The 14,596-nt window shown below is 61.0% G+C and carries 17 protein-coding genes; 13 read left to right on the top strand and 4 right to left on the bottom strand.

Annotated elements, in window-relative coordinates; translation table 11 throughout:
* The 4 genes from AC1Q61_RS32180 to AC1Q61_RS32165 all read left to right on the top strand — a co-directional run.
* On the top strand, positions 1-236 hold a 236-nt coding region (locus AC1Q61_RS32180; protein ID WP_492651455.1), incomplete at its 5' end, for a carbon-phosphorus lyase complex subunit PhnI.
* Complete coding sequence (locus tag AC1Q61_RS32175) at positions 233-982, top strand: alpha-D-ribose 1-methylphosphonate 5-phosphate C-P-lyase PhnJ (protein WP_492651456.1); 750 nt, start codon at positions 233-235, stop codon at positions 980-982. The genes AC1Q61_RS32180 and AC1Q61_RS32175, both read left to right, overlap by 4 nt.
* Positions 983-1,041: 59 nt before the next feature.
* The gene (locus tag AC1Q61_RS32170; RefSeq protein WP_231729493.1) at positions 1,042-2,361 is read left to right on the top strand and encodes an ISL3 family transposase; all 1,320 of its coding nucleotides are present in this window, start codon (positions 1,042-1,044) and stop codon (positions 2,359-2,361) included.
* A gap of 95 nt (positions 2,362-2,456) precedes the next feature.
* Positions 2,457-3,329 carry a MurR/RpiR family transcriptional regulator gene (locus tag AC1Q61_RS32165; RefSeq protein WP_082758367.1) on the top strand — a complete coding sequence of 291 codons (873 nt, stop codon included), beginning with the start codon at positions 2,457-2,459 and terminating at the stop codon, positions 3,327-3,329.
* 75 nt (positions 3,330-3,404) lie between these two features.
* Here the strand turns inward: AC1Q61_RS32165 and AC1Q61_RS32160 are convergent, their stop codons facing one another.
* Together AC1Q61_RS32160 and phnF (AC1Q61_RS32155) are read right to left on the bottom strand one after the other, a co-directional pair.
* Entirely contained in the window at positions 3,405-4,286 is an 882-nt protein-coding gene (locus tag AC1Q61_RS32160; protein WP_085603654.1) for an endonuclease/exonuclease/phosphatase family protein, read from the bottom strand.
* A gap of 79 nt (positions 4,287-4,365) precedes the next feature.
* Positions 4,366-5,115 (bottom strand): phosphonate metabolism transcriptional regulator PhnF, encoded by a 750-nt coding sequence (gene phnF / locus AC1Q61_RS32155; RefSeq protein ID WP_085603651.1) that lies wholly within the window; start codon positions 5,113-5,115, stop codon positions 4,366-4,368.
* Between the two features lie 139 nt (positions 5,116-5,254).
* On the opposite strand from phnF (AC1Q61_RS32155), the gene phnG (AC1Q61_RS32150) reads away from it, so the two are divergent.
* The 6 genes from phnG (AC1Q61_RS32150) (at position 5,255) to AC1Q61_RS32125 (ending at position 10,548) form a co-directional block, all read left to right on the top strand.
* Positions 5,255-5,722, top strand: coding sequence for a phosphonate C-P lyase system protein PhnG (gene phnG, locus AC1Q61_RS32150; protein ID WP_085603647.1), 468 nt, complete (start codon positions 5,255-5,257; stop codon positions 5,720-5,722).
* Positions 5,722-6,354 (top strand): phosphonate C-P lyase system protein PhnH, encoded by a 633-nt coding sequence (gene phnH / locus AC1Q61_RS32145; RefSeq protein ID WP_085603644.1) that lies wholly within the window; start codon positions 5,722-5,724, stop codon positions 6,352-6,354. Before phnG (AC1Q61_RS32150) ends, phnH (AC1Q61_RS32145) begins: the two co-directional genes overlap by 1 nt.
* 3 nt (positions 6,355-6,357) lie before the next feature.
* Positions 6,358-7,455 carry a carbon-phosphorus lyase complex subunit gene (locus AC1Q61_RS32140; protein ID WP_085603641.1) on the top strand — a complete coding sequence of 366 codons (1,098 nt, stop codon included), beginning with the start codon at positions 6,358-6,360 and terminating at the stop codon, positions 7,453-7,455.
* Positions 7,452-8,201, top strand: coding sequence for an alpha-D-ribose 1-methylphosphonate 5-phosphate C-P-lyase PhnJ (locus tag AC1Q61_RS32135; protein ID WP_492651456.1), 750 nt, complete (start codon positions 7,452-7,454; stop codon positions 8,199-8,201). Before AC1Q61_RS32140 ends, AC1Q61_RS32135 begins: the two co-directional genes overlap by 4 nt.
* Before the next feature lie 59 nt (positions 8,202-8,260).
* Entirely contained in the window at positions 8,261-9,580 is a 1,320-nt protein-coding gene (locus AC1Q61_RS32130) for an ISL3 family transposase (RefSeq protein ID WP_231729493.1), read from the top strand.
* A gap of 95 nt (positions 9,581-9,675) precedes the next feature.
* Positions 9,676-10,548, top strand: a complete 873-nt coding sequence (locus tag AC1Q61_RS32125) for a MurR/RpiR family transcriptional regulator (protein ID WP_082758367.1) — start codon at positions 9,676-9,678, stop codon at positions 10,546-10,548.
* A 75-nt stretch (positions 10,549-10,623) separates the two neighbouring features.
* Here the strand turns inward: AC1Q61_RS32125 and AC1Q61_RS32120 are convergent, their stop codons facing one another.
* Positions 10,624-11,505, bottom strand: a complete 882-nt coding sequence (locus AC1Q61_RS32120; protein WP_085603654.1) for an endonuclease/exonuclease/phosphatase family protein — start codon at positions 11,503-11,505, stop codon at positions 10,624-10,626.
* 79 nt (positions 11,506-11,584) lie between these two features.
* Positions 11,585-12,334: a phosphonate metabolism transcriptional regulator PhnF gene (phnF, locus tag AC1Q61_RS32115; RefSeq protein ID WP_085603651.1), complete on the bottom strand. Its 750-nt coding sequence runs from the start codon at positions 12,332-12,334 to the stop codon at positions 11,585-11,587.
* 139 nt (positions 12,335-12,473) lie between these two features.
* Between phnF (AC1Q61_RS32115) and phnG (AC1Q61_RS32110) the strand changes: the two genes are divergently transcribed.
* The 3 genes from phnG (AC1Q61_RS32110) to AC1Q61_RS32100 all read left to right on the top strand — a co-directional run.
* Complete coding sequence (gene phnG, locus AC1Q61_RS32110; RefSeq protein ID WP_085603647.1) at positions 12,474-12,941, top strand: phosphonate C-P lyase system protein PhnG; 468 nt, start codon at positions 12,474-12,476, stop codon at positions 12,939-12,941.
* Positions 12,941-13,573, top strand: a complete 633-nt coding sequence (gene phnH, locus AC1Q61_RS32105) for a phosphonate C-P lyase system protein PhnH (protein WP_085603644.1) — start codon at positions 12,941-12,943, stop codon at positions 13,571-13,573. The genes phnG (AC1Q61_RS32110) and phnH (AC1Q61_RS32105) overlap by 1 nt, the downstream gene beginning before the upstream one ends.
* A gap of 3 nt (positions 13,574-13,576) precedes the next feature.
* Positions 13,577-14,596, top strand: a 1,020-nt coding sequence (locus tag AC1Q61_RS32100) for a carbon-phosphorus lyase complex subunit (protein ID WP_492654925.1), incomplete at its 3' end; no start/stop codon positions are given.

Below are 14,596 nucleotides of genomic sequence, written 5' to 3'. Positions count from 1 at the left end.
CGTACGCGGGGAGAAACCATGGCCACAAAATGCGCCATAAATGGCCGCCAGTGGGGAGCTTACGATGGCCGTCGACATTCGTATTGAGTCACGCGGACTGTGTGCAAGCGGCCGGGTTCGTTGAACACCTCAAGCTGCCGCACTATGTGGATTTCCAAGCTGAACTGCACCTTGTTCGAAAGCTTCAACAAGAGTTCGGCGAACAGCACGCTGACGAGCAGGAAGTAGATCAATGAATTCGGCCAAAATTGAGTACAACATTGGCTATATCGATGAGCAGACCAAGCGAATGATTCGTCGAGTGATGCTCAAGGCAGTTGCGATTCCTGGATTTCAAGTGCCCTTTGCCTCTCGCGAAGTACCGCTGCCGCGAGGCTGGGGGACCGGTGGCGTGCAGCTGACAGCAAGCCTGATCGGAAAATCGGATGTGCTCAAAGTCATCGACCAGGGCAGCGACGACACCACGAACGCGGTGTCAATCCGGAAATTTTTCCACCGGGTGTCTTCCGTGGAGACGACAACGGACACCACGCAAGCCACGCTGATTCAAACTCGACACCGAATTCCGGAAACTCCGCTGCAGGAGGGCCAGATCATGGTGTATCAAGTGCCGCTTCCGGAGCCGCTGCGGTTCCTAGAACCTCGGGAAACCGAAACTCGACAACTGCATGCGTTGAACGAATACGGGCTCATGTATGTGAAGTTGTATGAGGACATCGCCAAATACGGCCACATCGCAAAAACCTATGACTATCCGGTGATAGTCAACGGCCGATATCTTATGGCACCTTCGCCCACGCCGAGCTTTGATAACCCCAAGCTTCACCAGAGTCCGGCGCTGCACTTATACGGTGCCGGTCGCGAAAAGCGAATTTACGCCATCCCGCCATATACGGATGTGGAGAGCTTGGGTTTCGAGGATTATCCGGCTCTTCGGACATGCGGTGGGGGTGAGGCTCGCCGGGTGATGGTCGGCGGGTAGGGGTCGAGGTCCCCGAGGATCAGTAGCGCCAACTGCTGATCCATCACGAGGACCTCGACGTGCTTCACCCTACTTCGGGGTGCGCTGACGCGCGCTCTGCCGCTGATCCGTGTTACCGCTGCGATCTGCTGGTCGGTCTCGACGGCGTCCATGTCGAGCACGTTGACCGCCGCGACGGGCTGCTGATCGTCACCGTTTCGACACCGGCGGCGCCGACCGGGTGCCCGTTGTGCGGGGTCGTGGCGATCGGTCGAGGGCGCCGCCGTCGAGTGTTGCATGACGTGCCGGGCGTGACGCGGGTGCGGATCGTCTGGCGGCAACGGGTCTGGCGATGCGGCGACGTGGGCTGTGCCAAGAAGACGTTCGTGGAGCAGCTTCCCTCGCTGGTCGCTCGGCGCGGGTCGCTCACAAGGCGAGCCGTCGACTGGGCGATCGGGCAGCTGCGCCGCGAGCACGCCACGATCGAAGGACTACGTCGTCAGCTCGGGACATCGTGGAAGACGGTGTGGCGGGCTGTTGAGCCTGAACTGGTGCGGTTGGCAGCCGACGAGTCCCGGTTCGAGAACGTGACCACGCTCGGCGTCGACGAGCACATCTGGCATCACGTCGACCACCGCAAGCGGGGCCCGAAGGAACTGACCGGCATGGTCGACCTCAGCCGCGACAGCACCGGGAAGACGCGGGCCAGGCTGCTCGACCTCGTGCCGGGCAGATCGGGGAAGGCATACGCGTCCTGGCTCAGCGAGCGGGGCGAAGCGTTCCGAAAGAACGTGAAGGTGGCGGCGCTGGACCCGTTCGCGGGCTACAAGACTGCGATCGATGACACGCTCGAAGACGCGGTCGCTGTGCTGGACGCGTTCCATGTCGTCAAGCTCGGCACCGCCGCCGTCGACGAGGTCCGCCGCCGCGTCCAGCAAGACACCCTCGGGCATCGCGGTCGGAAGGGCGACCCGCTCTACGGGATTCAGACCATCCTCCGTGCCGGGGCCGAGAACCTCACCGACAAGCAGCGGATCCGGCTGACCGCGGCAATCGAGGCCGATCCTGCGCACGACGAGGTGTTCGTCGCGTGGCAGTGCGCACAGCAGCTGCGCTCTGCCTACCACGCGAAGGACCTGACCGAGGGGCGGCGGATCGCCGAGAGGGTGGTCGACACGTTCCACACCTGCCCGATCCCCGAGATCGCCCGCCTCGGCCGCACCCTCCGCCGCTGGCGTTCAGCGTTCCTGGCGTACTTCACCACGAGCCGCGCGAACAACGGCGGCACCGAGGCGATCAACGGGATCATCGAGCTCCACCGCCGCCTCGCCCGCGGCTATCGCAACCGCGAGAACTACCGCCTCCGCATGCTCCTCACCGCCGGCGGACTCACCCCATGACCCCCCCACCGGATGTCCGAAGAGCCAGTTAAGTGATATTGAGCCGGGAATGCCCATAAACGGCGTTCCCGGTTCATGGACGTTCGGAAGTAGTAATGGTGAGCAACGGAACCCTGGAAACGCAGTATCAGGATCGTGGGACTCTGACGGCGCGAATACGAGCACTTCGCCCATCCATGTCGCAAACGCAAGCGGCCGTGGCCAACGTTGTGTTGACGAACCCTGCCGGTGTATTGCACATGACGGTGAGTGAACTCGCGAGGGTGTCGCGCAGCTCCGTGGGGAGCGTGGTCCGGTTCTGCCAAGATCTGGGCCTCAAGGGGTATCAAGAATTCAAATTGCAGTTGGCCTCTGAAATTCCAGTTGGCGAAGAATCCGGTGTCAGCCATACGGAAACGTCCGGGTCAATCGTGTCTGAAGTATTTCAATCGACGGCACGCGCTATTTCGGAAGGCGAAGCAAGTATTGATCCGAACGAATTTCAACGTGCGGTGTCCGTGCTTGATAAGGCAGATCGGATTCTTCTGGTGGCTAGTGGCCAGTCCTCGCCAATTGCCCTTGATACTGCCCTCCGTTTCCGCAGCGTGGGGCTCGAGGTGAATCATCCGGGAGATCCGGTATCGCAACATATCGCATCCTCGATGCTGGGCCCGGGCGACGCTTGCCTGGCAATCAGCCACACCGGCCGCACCAAAGCAACGGTCGCGGCCGCGGAATCGGCGCGAGAGTCAGGGGCGGCGGTCGTTTCGGTGACCAGCTTCTATCGCTCCCCGCTGGTGGCCGCATCCACCGTGGCACTCGTTGCCGGATCAGGTGAGACGCGGTTTCAAATCGAGGCCATGATGAGCCGGTTTGTGCATCTCGCGGTGCTGGATGCACTCTATTCTGCGATCACCGCCGAAAACCCCGAGCGCACCCTCAAGGGAGCGGCGCGGGCTGCGCAGGCTGAGGAAATGTTCCGCGACTGATCATTTGATAGTTCAACAACACGGCCCGGGCCCTCCTGGAGGAGAGAGGACCCGGGCCGTAGCTTTTGGTTCGAATTATGCCCAGGCCGTCGGCTTGTCCAGCGCGTTCAGTTCAATCTCGGCGAGGACTCCGTAGTGGTCGCTTGCCGTCGGATACTCGTTGAACACAACCTTGCTCGAGTTGATGACACTCTCGACCGTGAGGTGGTTTACCGTCGAGCCGGCGAGTACATAATCGATGCGGCGGTGGTGGGGTTCCTGCACCACGTAGTTCGGAACAATTCCCTGACCGTCGGTCACGCTTCGGGCGACCCACGGGCTATCGGTGGTCCAGGTGTAGCCGGGGCCACCGTCTCCGGCAATTGCCCAGGTGTCGCGGAAGGCGGCGCTGCGGCCGTTGATGGCTGATTTGCCGGTGTAGAACCGCATGCAGTCCTGGTCGGGAGCGGCGTCAAAGTCGCCCGCAATAATCGTGGGGGCCTCTTGACGGCGCTTTTCTTCAAGTTCAGTGACGAACAGCGCCTGCTCCACACGAGCGGCCTCGTCGGTGAAATTGAAGCTCGGGCGCGGGCCGAGGAAGAGCATGTCCACGCCGATGGGCAGTGACAGCACGGCTTCCCATACATAGGGTCCGTCGGCTGCGGGAAGCTTGTGGGTGGTAATGCTCTTGGGTTCCCAGCGCGTACCAACGGCGGTTCCCCAGGCGGGCCACTCGAAGTCAGCGAAGTCGGATGCGTGGCGAGCGAAGTCGGATGCGTGGTGCCAGTGGAGGCTCGAGTTTTCCTTTACGAGCTGGAAGGCATCGCGCTCCGGGGTGCGGACGACTTCCTGCAGGAAGACAATGTCGGCGTCGTGCTCTTCGAGGCCTTTAAGTAGGAGCGCGTCGCGCTTTTGCTGATCGCGGGGGGCGAGCCAAATGTTCAGTGTCAGTACCCGTAGGTTCATTTTTTTGTTCATGCGGGAAAGCTATGCCGCCAAAGTGAACAAGGTTCCAAAAAAGAGTTAACTTGCGGAACTAATTTTTCCCGTCGAGTCGTCAGCGCTTGGGGAAGGCGTCGAAATCAATGTCGAGTTCGACCTGGTCGGCGCGGAAGCGGGTGTTTGAATACTGCAGTGGCCGGCCGTCGGTGAGGGAGTTCAGTGAGCGAACCACCAGCACGATTGAGCCGGCTGGGATGTTGAGGTCTTGCGCTTCTTCGGTGGTTGCGGTTCGAGCGCTGACAGCGCTCCAGGTGCGGACATAGTCATCGATGCCGATTGCTTGCAGGGCCTTGGTGATTGACCGCGTGTGGCGTAAGTGGTCGTCAAGCTCCGGGGTCAGGTCGGCGTTGAACCAGGCCGTTGATCGAGCAACGGCCGAGCCGTCAGTGTGGCCAATCGTTTCGATTTTGAGTGCGGGGCGTCCTTGTAATTGCAGCCGATCGTGCGCTTCGGCGGGGGTGTCGGTCACGAGTTCCGCGGAGAGTGGCCGATTGAATGTCGTTGTTGTATCCCGTGCGCTTTCACTCAACCGGGTGCGAAGGCCTATGCGGTGTAGCAGGAGGGTGTGAGGAAGCACGTAGGTGCCGCTTCCCTGGCGTCGCTCCACCAGTCCTTCAGAAACGAGGGCGGCGACTGCTTGGCGCACGGTGTTGCGGTGCACCTGAAAGCGCTCGGCAAGTTCGGCTTCGGTGGGCAGCTTTGCGCCCGTTTGCAGGTAGCCGTCAATGATTTCACTGCGCACCTCGTCGGCAATGAGTCGCCAGGTTGAGTAACCGCTTGTGGCTCGAGGCGTGGTTTTTGTCACGTGGTCTCTCTTTGGGGCTGCAGGGGCAATTGTTCACCCTAAGTTTCACTGGTATTTGTCTAGTTTACTAGATGAATCGCGCGGTCTCGATTACGGTCGAGTTGTCTAGATGAATAGATGACTTGGAAGGATTGGTGCGATGAGTTCGACGGACGCAATCGCTGAACGGCAGCAGTGGATGGCGGTTCTTGCGCTCGCGGAGGTGTCGGAACTGAGCGCTGCGTGGGAAGCCTGGGAAGAGAAGCCCCAGGTAGAACGCATTCGTGGCCCGGAATCTGGCATCGTGATGGTGCGCGGCCGAATTGGGTCCGGTGGTGACCGATTCAACCTGGGTGAGGCCACCGTGGTGCGCGCCTCCGTTCGCCTGAGCGGCGGGCCGCTGAATGAGGATGCATTCGGGCACTCCTACGTGTTGGGGAGCAACCCCGACCACGCCTGGTATTCCGCAGTGTTCGACGGCATGCTCGCGACCACCCAGCTGCGCGAGAAGGTGCAGCAGGCCGTGATTCGCCCATTGCAGCATGCGCATGAACTTCGCGAAGCAGCAGCACTTGCGGATGCGCAAAGCACCAAGGTCGATTTTCTTACGTTTGCGAGGGAGAACTGATGAGTGACGCAGTGTTTCAGGCGGCGACCATTCCCCAGCCCGGCTTTTCGGACCCATCGAGCGATTCACAAGCGGTGTTTCGCGCGATTCTCAACGCGTTCTCGTACCCGGGGCGGAAATTCTCGATCACGGGACCACAAGACGTCCCCGCCGCACTGGGCTCGGCTCTGGCAGCCGTGGAACTCACGCTGTTCGATATCGATACCGCGGTCTGGCACCATCCCGTGTTGGCACAGGATGAGTCGGCCATGGGCTACCTGCTCTTCCACACCGGGCTCAAGCGTTGCACTGAGCTCGCCGACGCTGACTTTGTGGTCGCGACCGTTGATTCGATGCCTGCACTCAACGAGTTGCGGACCGGGAGTGACCTGTCGCCCCAAGAGTCAACGACCCTGGTGCTCGATGCACGTGAGATGACTGGCGCACACAATTGTCGCGCCACCGGCCCCGGCATTAATGGCGAGATTGAGTTTCTCATGCCGGAAACGTATGCCGAATTCTTCGAGGACTGGGCAGCAAATCACCAGCTCTTCCCACGAGGCGTCGACCTGCTCATTGTTGATGAACACAGTGTCATGGCGCTGCCTCGAACAACTTCGCTGGCGATTCAAGAACACAAGCGGGAGGCCTAACCAATGTATGTAGCTGTTAAGGGCGGCGAGAAAGCAATCGCGAATGCGCATGCGCTCCTGGCCAAGGAAGGTCGCGGCAATCCGGCAGTACCTCGGGTCGAGGCGGATGCGATTGCCAGCCAGCTGCCGGTACTCACCTCGCGAGTCATGAACGAGGGCTCCCTCTATGACCGTGAACTCGCGGGCCGGGCCATTATTCAATGTCAGGGTGATGTTGTCGAGGCGATCACGCTCGTTCGGGCGTATCGCACGACCTTGCCGAGATTTGGATACTCCGAGCCGATTGACACGTCTGCTCTGCCACCGCAGCGGCGCATTTCGGCAACGTTTAAGGACGTTCCTGGTGGTCAGCAGCTCGGTGCCACGTTCGACTACACACACCGGCTGCTGACCGAACCGACAGAGGCAGACATCAGCATCGAAAACGGTGGCGCTGATACTGCGCATGTCGACCAGCCCAGAATCACTGACATCCTCGGCTCGGCGGCACTGCTGGAACCCGACCACGAAGAACCCTGGAGTGACCCGGAACCGGCCGACATCACTCGCGAACCCGCCGAATACCCGATGTCCCGCGCGGCGCGACTGCAGGGACTGGCACGAGGCGACGAGGGATTTTTGCTCGCGCTGGGCTATTCAACGCAGCGGGGATTCGGTAATACGCACCCGTTCGCGGGGGAGATCCGTGTTGGGGAAGTCATGGTCGAATTCGACGCCCCGGAGCTGGGATTCGCGGTTCCGCTGGGGCGCATCGAGGTCACCGAATGCCAGATGGTCAATCAGTTCATGGGCAGTCACGATAAGCCGGCGCAGTTCACGCGTGGCTACGGATTGGTGTTCGGTCGTGCCGAGCGCAAGGCCATGTCCATGTCGCTGGTCGACCGGGCACTTCGAGCTGATGAATTTGACGAGCAGTCGGATGCACCCGCGCAGGACGAGGAATTCGTATTGAGTCACGCGGACTGTGTGCAAGCGGCCGGGTTCGTTGAACACCTCAAGCTGCCGCACTATGTGGATTTCCAAGCTGAACTGCACCTTGTTCGAAAGCTTCAACAAGAGTTCGGCGAACAGCACGCTGACGAGCAGGAAGTAGATCAATGAATTCGGCCAAAATTGAGTACAACATTGGCTATATCGATGAGCAGACCAAGCGAATGATTCGTCGAGTGATGCTCAAGGCAGTTGCGATTCCTGGATTTCAAGTGCCCTTTGCCTCTCGCGAAGTACCGCTGCCGCGAGGCTGGGGGACCGGTGGCGTGCAGCTGACAGCAAGCCTGATCGGAAAATCGGATGTGCTCAAAGTCATCGACCAGGGCAGCGACGACACCACGAACGCGGTGTCAATCCGGAAATTTTTCCACCGGGTGTCTTCCGTGGAGACGACAACGGACACCACGCAAGCCACGCTGATTCAAACTCGACACCGAATTCCGGAAACTCCGCTGCAGGAGGGCCAGATCATGGTGTATCAAGTGCCGCTTCCGGAGCCGCTGCGGTTCCTAGAACCTCGGGAAACCGAAACTCGACAACTGCATGCGTTGAACGAATACGGGCTCATGTATGTGAAGTTGTATGAGGACATCGCCAAATACGGCCACATCGCAAAAACCTATGACTATCCGGTGATAGTCAACGGCCGATATCTTATGGCACCTTCGCCCACGCCGAGCTTTGATAACCCCAAGCTTCACCAGAGTCCGGCGCTGCACTTATACGGTGCCGGTCGCGAAAAGCGAATTTACGCCATCCCGCCATATACGGATGTGGAGAGCTTGGGTTTCGAGGATTATCCGGCTCTTCGGACATGCGGTGGGGGTGAGGCTCGCCGGGTGATGGTCGGCGGGTAGGGGTCGAGGTCCCCGAGGATCAGTAGCGCCAACTGCTGATCCATCACGAGGACCTCGACGTGCTTCACCCTACTTCGGGGTGCGCTGACGCGCGCTCTGCCGCTGATCCGTGTTACCGCTGCGATCTGCTGGTCGGTCTCGACGGCGTCCATGTCGAGCACGTTGACCGCCGCGACGGGCTGCTGATCGTCACCGTTTCGACACCGGCGGCGCCGACCGGGTGCCCGTTGTGCGGGGTCGTGGCGATCGGTCGAGGGCGCCGCCGTCGAGTGTTGCATGACGTGCCGGGCGTGACGCGGGTGCGGATCGTCTGGCGGCAACGGGTCTGGCGATGCGGCGACGTGGGCTGTGCCAAGAAGACGTTCGTGGAGCAGCTTCCCTCGCTGGTCGCTCGGCGCGGGTCGCTCACAAGGCGAGCCGTCGACTGGGCGATCGGGCAGCTGCGCCGCGAGCACGCCACGATCGAAGGACTACGTCGTCAGCTCGGGACATCGTGGAAGACGGTGTGGCGGGCTGTTGAGCCTGAACTGGTGCGGTTGGCAGCCGACGAGTCCCGGTTCGAGAACGTGACCACGCTCGGCGTCGACGAGCACATCTGGCATCACGTCGACCACCGCAAGCGGGGCCCGAAGGAACTGACCGGCATGGTCGACCTCAGCCGCGACAGCACCGGGAAGACGCGGGCCAGGCTGCTCGACCTCGTGCCGGGCAGATCGGGGAAGGCATACGCGTCCTGGCTCAGCGAGCGGGGCGAAGCGTTCCGAAAGAACGTGAAGGTGGCGGCGCTGGACCCGTTCGCGGGCTACAAGACTGCGATCGATGACACGCTCGAAGACGCGGTCGCTGTGCTGGACGCGTTCCATGTCGTCAAGCTCGGCACCGCCGCCGTCGACGAGGTCCGCCGCCGCGTCCAGCAAGACACCCTCGGGCATCGCGGTCGGAAGGGCGACCCGCTCTACGGGATTCAGACCATCCTCCGTGCCGGGGCCGAGAACCTCACCGACAAGCAGCGGATCCGGCTGACCGCGGCAATCGAGGCCGATCCTGCGCACGACGAGGTGTTCGTCGCGTGGCAGTGCGCACAGCAGCTGCGCTCTGCCTACCACGCGAAGGACCTGACCGAGGGGCGGCGGATCGCCGAGAGGGTGGTCGACACGTTCCACACCTGCCCGATCCCCGAGATCGCCCGCCTCGGCCGCACCCTCCGCCGCTGGCGTTCAGCGTTCCTGGCGTACTTCACCACGAGCCGCGCGAACAACGGCGGCACCGAGGCGATCAACGGGATCATCGAGCTCCACCGCCGCCTCGCCCGCGGCTATCGCAACCGCGAGAACTACCGCCTCCGCATGCTCCTCACCGCCGGCGGACTCACCCCATGACCCCCCCACCGGATGTCCGAAGAGCCAGTTAAGTGATATTGAGCCGGGAATGCCCATAAACGGCGTTCCCGGTTCATGGACGTTCGGAAGTAGTAATGGTGAGCAACGGAACCCTGGAAACGCAGTATCAGGATCGTGGGACTCTGACGGCGCGAATACGAGCACTTCGCCCATCCATGTCGCAAACGCAAGCGGCCGTGGCCAACGTTGTGTTGACGAACCCTGCCGGTGTATTGCACATGACGGTGAGTGAACTCGCGAGGGTGTCGCGCAGCTCCGTGGGGAGCGTGGTCCGGTTCTGCCAAGATCTGGGCCTCAAGGGGTATCAAGAATTCAAATTGCAGTTGGCCTCTGAAATTCCAGTTGGCGAAGAATCCGGTGTCAGCCATACGGAAACGTCCGGGTCAATCGTGTCTGAAGTATTTCAATCGACGGCACGCGCTATTTCGGAAGGCGAAGCAAGTATTGATCCGAACGAATTTCAACGTGCGGTGTCCGTGCTTGATAAGGCAGATCGGATTCTTCTGGTGGCTAGTGGCCAGTCCTCGCCAATTGCCCTTGATACTGCCCTCCGTTTCCGCAGCGTGGGGCTCGAGGTGAATCATCCGGGAGATCCGGTATCGCAACATATCGCATCCTCGATGCTGGGCCCGGGCGACGCTTGCCTGGCAATCAGCCACACCGGCCGCACCAAAGCAACGGTCGCGGCCGCGGAATCGGCGCGAGAGTCAGGGGCGGCGGTCGTTTCGGTGACCAGCTTCTATCGCTCCCCGCTGGTGGCCGCATCCACCGTGGCACTCGTTGCCGGATCAGGTGAGACGCGGTTTCAAATCGAGGCCATGATGAGCCGGTTTGTGCATCTCGCGGTGCTGGATGCACTCTATTCTGCGATCACCGCCGAAAACCCCGAGCGCACCCTCAAGGGAGCGGCGCGGGCTGCGCAGGCTGAGGAAATGTTCCGCGACTGATCATTTGATAGTTCAACAACACGGCCCGGGCCCTCCTGGAGGAGAGAGGACCCGGGCCGTAGCTTTTGGTTCGAATTATGCCCAGGCCGTCGGCTTGTCCAGCGCGTTCAGTTCAATCTCGGCGAGGACTCCGTAGTGGTCGCTTGCCGTCGGATACTCGTTGAACACAACCTTGCTCGAGTTGATGACACTCTCGACCGTGAGGTGGTTTACCGTCGAGCCGGCGAGTACATAATCGATGCGGCGGTGGTGGGGTTCCTGCACCACGTAGTTCGGAACAATTCCCTGACCGTCGGTCACGCTTCGGGCGACCCACGGGCTATCGGTGGTCCAGGTGTAGCCGGGGCCACCGTCTCCGGCAATTGCCCAGGTGTCGCGGAAGGCGGCGCTGCGGCCGTTGATGGCTGATTTGCCGGTGTAGAACCGCATGCAGTCCTGGTCGGGAGCGGCGTCAAAGTCGCCCGCAATAATCGTGGGGGCCTCTTGACGGCGCTTTTCTTCAAGTTCAGTGACGAACAGCGCCTGCTCCACACGAGCGGCCTCGTCGGTGAAATTGAAGCTCGGGCGCGGGCCGAGGAAGAGCATGTCCACGCCGATGGGCAGTGACAGCACGGCTTCCCATACATAGGGTCCGTCGGCTGCGGGAAGCTTGTGGGTGGTAATGCTCTTGGGTTCCCAGCGCGTACCAACGGCGGTTCCCCAGGCGGGCCACTCGAAGTCAGCGAAGTCGGATGCGTGGCGAGCGAAGTCGGATGCGTGGTGCCAGTGGAGGCTCGAGTTTTCCTTTACGAGCTGGAAGGCATCGCGCTCCGGGGTGCGGACGACTTCCTGCAGGAAGACAATGTCGGCGTCGTGCTCTTCGAGGCCTTTAAGTAGGAGCGCGTCGCGCTTTTGCTGATCGCGGGGGGCGAGCCAAATGTTCAGTGTCAGTACCCGTAGGTTCATTTTTTTGTTCATGCGGGAAAGCTATGCCGCCAAAGTGAACAAGGTTCCAAAAAAGAGTTAACTTGCGGAACTAATTTTTCCCGTCGAGTCGTCAGCGCTTGGGGAAGGCGTCGAAATCAATGTCGAGTTCGACCTGGTCGGCGCGGAAGCGGGTGTTTGAATACTGCAGTGGCCGGCCGTCGGTGAGGGAGTTCAGTGAGCGAACCACCAGCACGATTGAGCCGGCTGGGATGTTGAGGTCTTGCGCTTCTTCGGTGGTTGCGGTTCGAGCGCTGACAGCGCTCCAGGTGCGGACATAGTCATCGATGCCGATTGCTTGCAGGGCCTTGGTGATTGACCGCGTGTGGCGTAAGTGGTCGTCAAGCTCCGGGGTCAGGTCGGCGTTGAACCAGGCCGTTGATCGAGCAACGGCCGAGCCGTCAGTGTGGCCAATCGTTTCGATTTTGAGTGCGGGGCGTCCTTGTAATTGCAGCCGATCGTGCGCTTCGGCGGGGGTGTCGGTCACGAGTTCCGCGGAGAGTGGCCGATTGAATGTCGTTGTTGTATCCCGTGCGCTTTCACTCAACCGGGTGCGAAGGCCTATGCGGTGTAGCAGGAGGGTGTGAGGAAGCACGTAGGTGCCGCTTCCCTGGCGTCGCTCCACCAGTCCTTCAGAAACGAGGGCGGCGACTGCTTGGCGCACGGTGTTGCGGTGCACCTGAAAGCGCTCGGCAAGTTCGGCTTCGGTGGGCAGCTTTGCGCCCGTTTGCAGGTAGCCGTCAATGATTTCACTGCGCACCTCGTCGGCAATGAGTCGCCAGGTTGAGTAACCGCTTGTGGCTCGAGGCGTGGTTTTTGTCACGTGGTCTCTCTTTGGGGCTGCAGGGGCAATTGTTCACCCTAAGTTTCACTGGTATTTGTCTAGTTTACTAGATGAATCGCGCGGTCTCGATTACGGTCGAGTTGTCTAGATGAATAGATGACTTGGAAGGATTGGTGCGATGAGTTCGACGGACGCAATCGCTGAACGGCAGCAGTGGATGGCGGTTCTTGCGCTCGCGGAGGTGTCGGAACTGAGCGCTGCGTGGGAAGCCTGGGAAGAGAAGCCCCAGGTAGAACGCATTCGTGGCCCGGAATCTGGCATCGTGATGGTGCGCGGCCGAATTGGGTCCGGTGGTGACCGATTCAACCTGGGTGAGGCCACCGTGGTGCGCGCCTCCGTTCGCCTGAGCGGCGGGCCGCTGAATGAGGATGCATTCGGGCACTCCTACGTGTTGGGGAGCAACCCCGACCACGCCTGGTATTCCGCAGTGTTCGACGGCATGCTCGCGACCACCCAGCTGCGCGAGAAGGTGCAGCAGGCCGTGATTCGCCCATTGCAGCATGCGCATGAACTTCGCGAAGCAGCAGCACTTGCGGATGCGCAAAGCACCAAGGTCGATTTTCTTACGTTTGCGAGGGAGAACTGATGAGTGACGCAGTGTTTCAGGCGGCGACCATTCCCCAGCCCGGCTTTTCGGACCCATCGAGCGATTCACAAGCGGTGTTTCGCGCGATTCTCAACGCGTTCTCGTACCCGGGGCGGAAATTCTCGATCACGGGACCACAAGACGTCCCCGCCGCACTGGGCTCGGCTCTGGCAGCCGTGGAACTCACGCTGTTCGATATCGATACCGCGGTCTGGCACCATCCCGTGTTGGCACAGGATGAGTCGGCCATGGGCTACCTGCTCTTCCACACCGGGCTCAAGCGTTGCACTGAGCTCGCCGACGCTGACTTTGTGGTCGCGACCGTTGATTCGATGCCTGCACTCAACGAGTTGCGGACCGGGAGTGACCTGTCGCCCCAAGAGTCAACGACCCTGGTGCTCGATGCACGTGAGATGACTGGCGCACACAATTGTCGCGCCACCGGCCCCGGCATTAATGGCGAGATTGAGTTTCTCATGCCGGAAACGTATGCCGAATTCTTCGAGGACTGGGCAGCAAATCACCAGCTCTTCCCACGAGGCGTCGACCTGCTCATTGTTGATGAACACAGTGTCATGGCGCTGCCTCGAACAACTTCGCTGGCGATTCAAGAACACAAGCGGGAGGCCTAACCAATGTATGTAGCTGTTAAGGGCGGCGAGAAAGCAATCGCGAATGCGCATGCGCTCCTGGCCAAGGAAGGTCGCGGCAATCCGGCAGTACCTCGGGTCGAGGCGGATGCGATTGCCAGCCAGCTGCCGGTACTCACCTCGCGAGTCATGAACGAGGGCTCCCTCTATGACCGTGAACTCGCGGGCCGGGCCATTATTCAATGTCAGGGTGATGTTGTCGAGGCGATCACGCTCGTTCGGGCGTATCGCACGACCTTGCCGAGATTTGGATACTCCGAGCCGATTGACACGTCTGCTCTGCCACCGCAGCGGCGCATTTCGGCAACGTTTAAGGACGTTCCTGGTGGTCAGCAGCTCGGTGCCACGTTCGACTACACACACCGGCTGCTGACCGAACCGACAGAGGCAGACATCAGCATCGAAAACGGTGGCGCTGATACTGCGCATGTCGACCAGCCCAGAATCACTGACATCCTCGGCTCGGCGGCACTGCTGGAACCCGACCACGAAGAACCCTGGAGTGACCCGGAACCGGCCGACATCACTCGCGAACCCGCCGAATACCCGATGTCCCGCGCGGCGCGACTGCAGGGACTGGCACGAGGCGACGAGGGATTTTTGCTCGCGCTGGGCTATTCAACGCAGCGGGGATTCGGTAATACGCACCCGTTCGCGGGGGAGATCCGTGTTGGGGAAGTCATGGTCGAATTCGACGCCCCGGAGCTGGGATTCGCGGTTCCGCTGGGGCGCATCGAGGTCACCGAATGCCAGATGGTCAATCAGTTCATGGGCAGTCACGATAAGCCGGCGCAGTTCACGCGTGGCTACGGATTGGTGTTCGGTCGTGCCGAGCGCAAGGCCATGTCCATGTCGCTGGTCGACCGGGCACTTCGAGCTGATGAATTTGACGAGCAGTCGGATGCACCCGCGCAGGACGAGGAATTCGTATGTCAATGGCCACGAAGTTCTCCCCGTAGGCGGCCAGTAGTTCTCCCCGCTGGTGGCCACGGGTTCTCCCCGGTG

It is taken from the genome of Rhodococcus sp. MPR-R1B, assembly GCF_058793255.1.
Note: the sequence above shows the minus strand (reverse complement) of the source record. Positions and strands in the feature narration are given on the sequence as shown.

Coding starts and splice junctions, on each gene's coding strand:
- phnH (WP_085603644.1), top strand. CDS start 5,722: ATGAGTGACGCAGTGTTTCAGGCGGCGACCATTCCCCAGCCCGGCTTT.
- phnG (WP_085603647.1), top strand. CDS start 12,474: ATGAGTTCGACGGACGCAATCGCTGAACGGCAGCAGTGGATGGCGGTT.
- AC1Q61_RS32165 (WP_082758367.1), top strand. CDS start 2,457: ATGGTGAGCAACGGAACCCTGGAAACGCAGTATCAGGATCGTGGGACT.
- phnG (WP_085603647.1), top strand. CDS start 5,255: ATGAGTTCGACGGACGCAATCGCTGAACGGCAGCAGTGGATGGCGGTT.
- phnH (WP_085603644.1), top strand. CDS start 12,941: ATGAGTGACGCAGTGTTTCAGGCGGCGACCATTCCCCAGCCCGGCTTT.
- AC1Q61_RS32160 (WP_085603654.1), bottom strand. CDS start 4,286: ATGAACAAAAAAATGAACCTACGGGTACTGACACTGAACATTTGGCTC.
- AC1Q61_RS32125 (WP_082758367.1), top strand. CDS start 9,676: ATGGTGAGCAACGGAACCCTGGAAACGCAGTATCAGGATCGTGGGACT.
- AC1Q61_RS32120 (WP_085603654.1), bottom strand. CDS start 11,505: ATGAACAAAAAAATGAACCTACGGGTACTGACACTGAACATTTGGCTC.
- AC1Q61_RS32140 (WP_085603641.1), top strand. CDS start 6,358: ATGTATGTAGCTGTTAAGGGCGGCGAGAAAGCAATCGCGAATGCGCAT.
- AC1Q61_RS32135 (WP_492651456.1), top strand. CDS start 7,452: ATGAATTCGGCCAAAATTGAGTACAACATTGGCTATATCGATGAGCAG.
- AC1Q61_RS32175 (WP_492651456.1), top strand. CDS start 233: ATGAATTCGGCCAAAATTGAGTACAACATTGGCTATATCGATGAGCAG.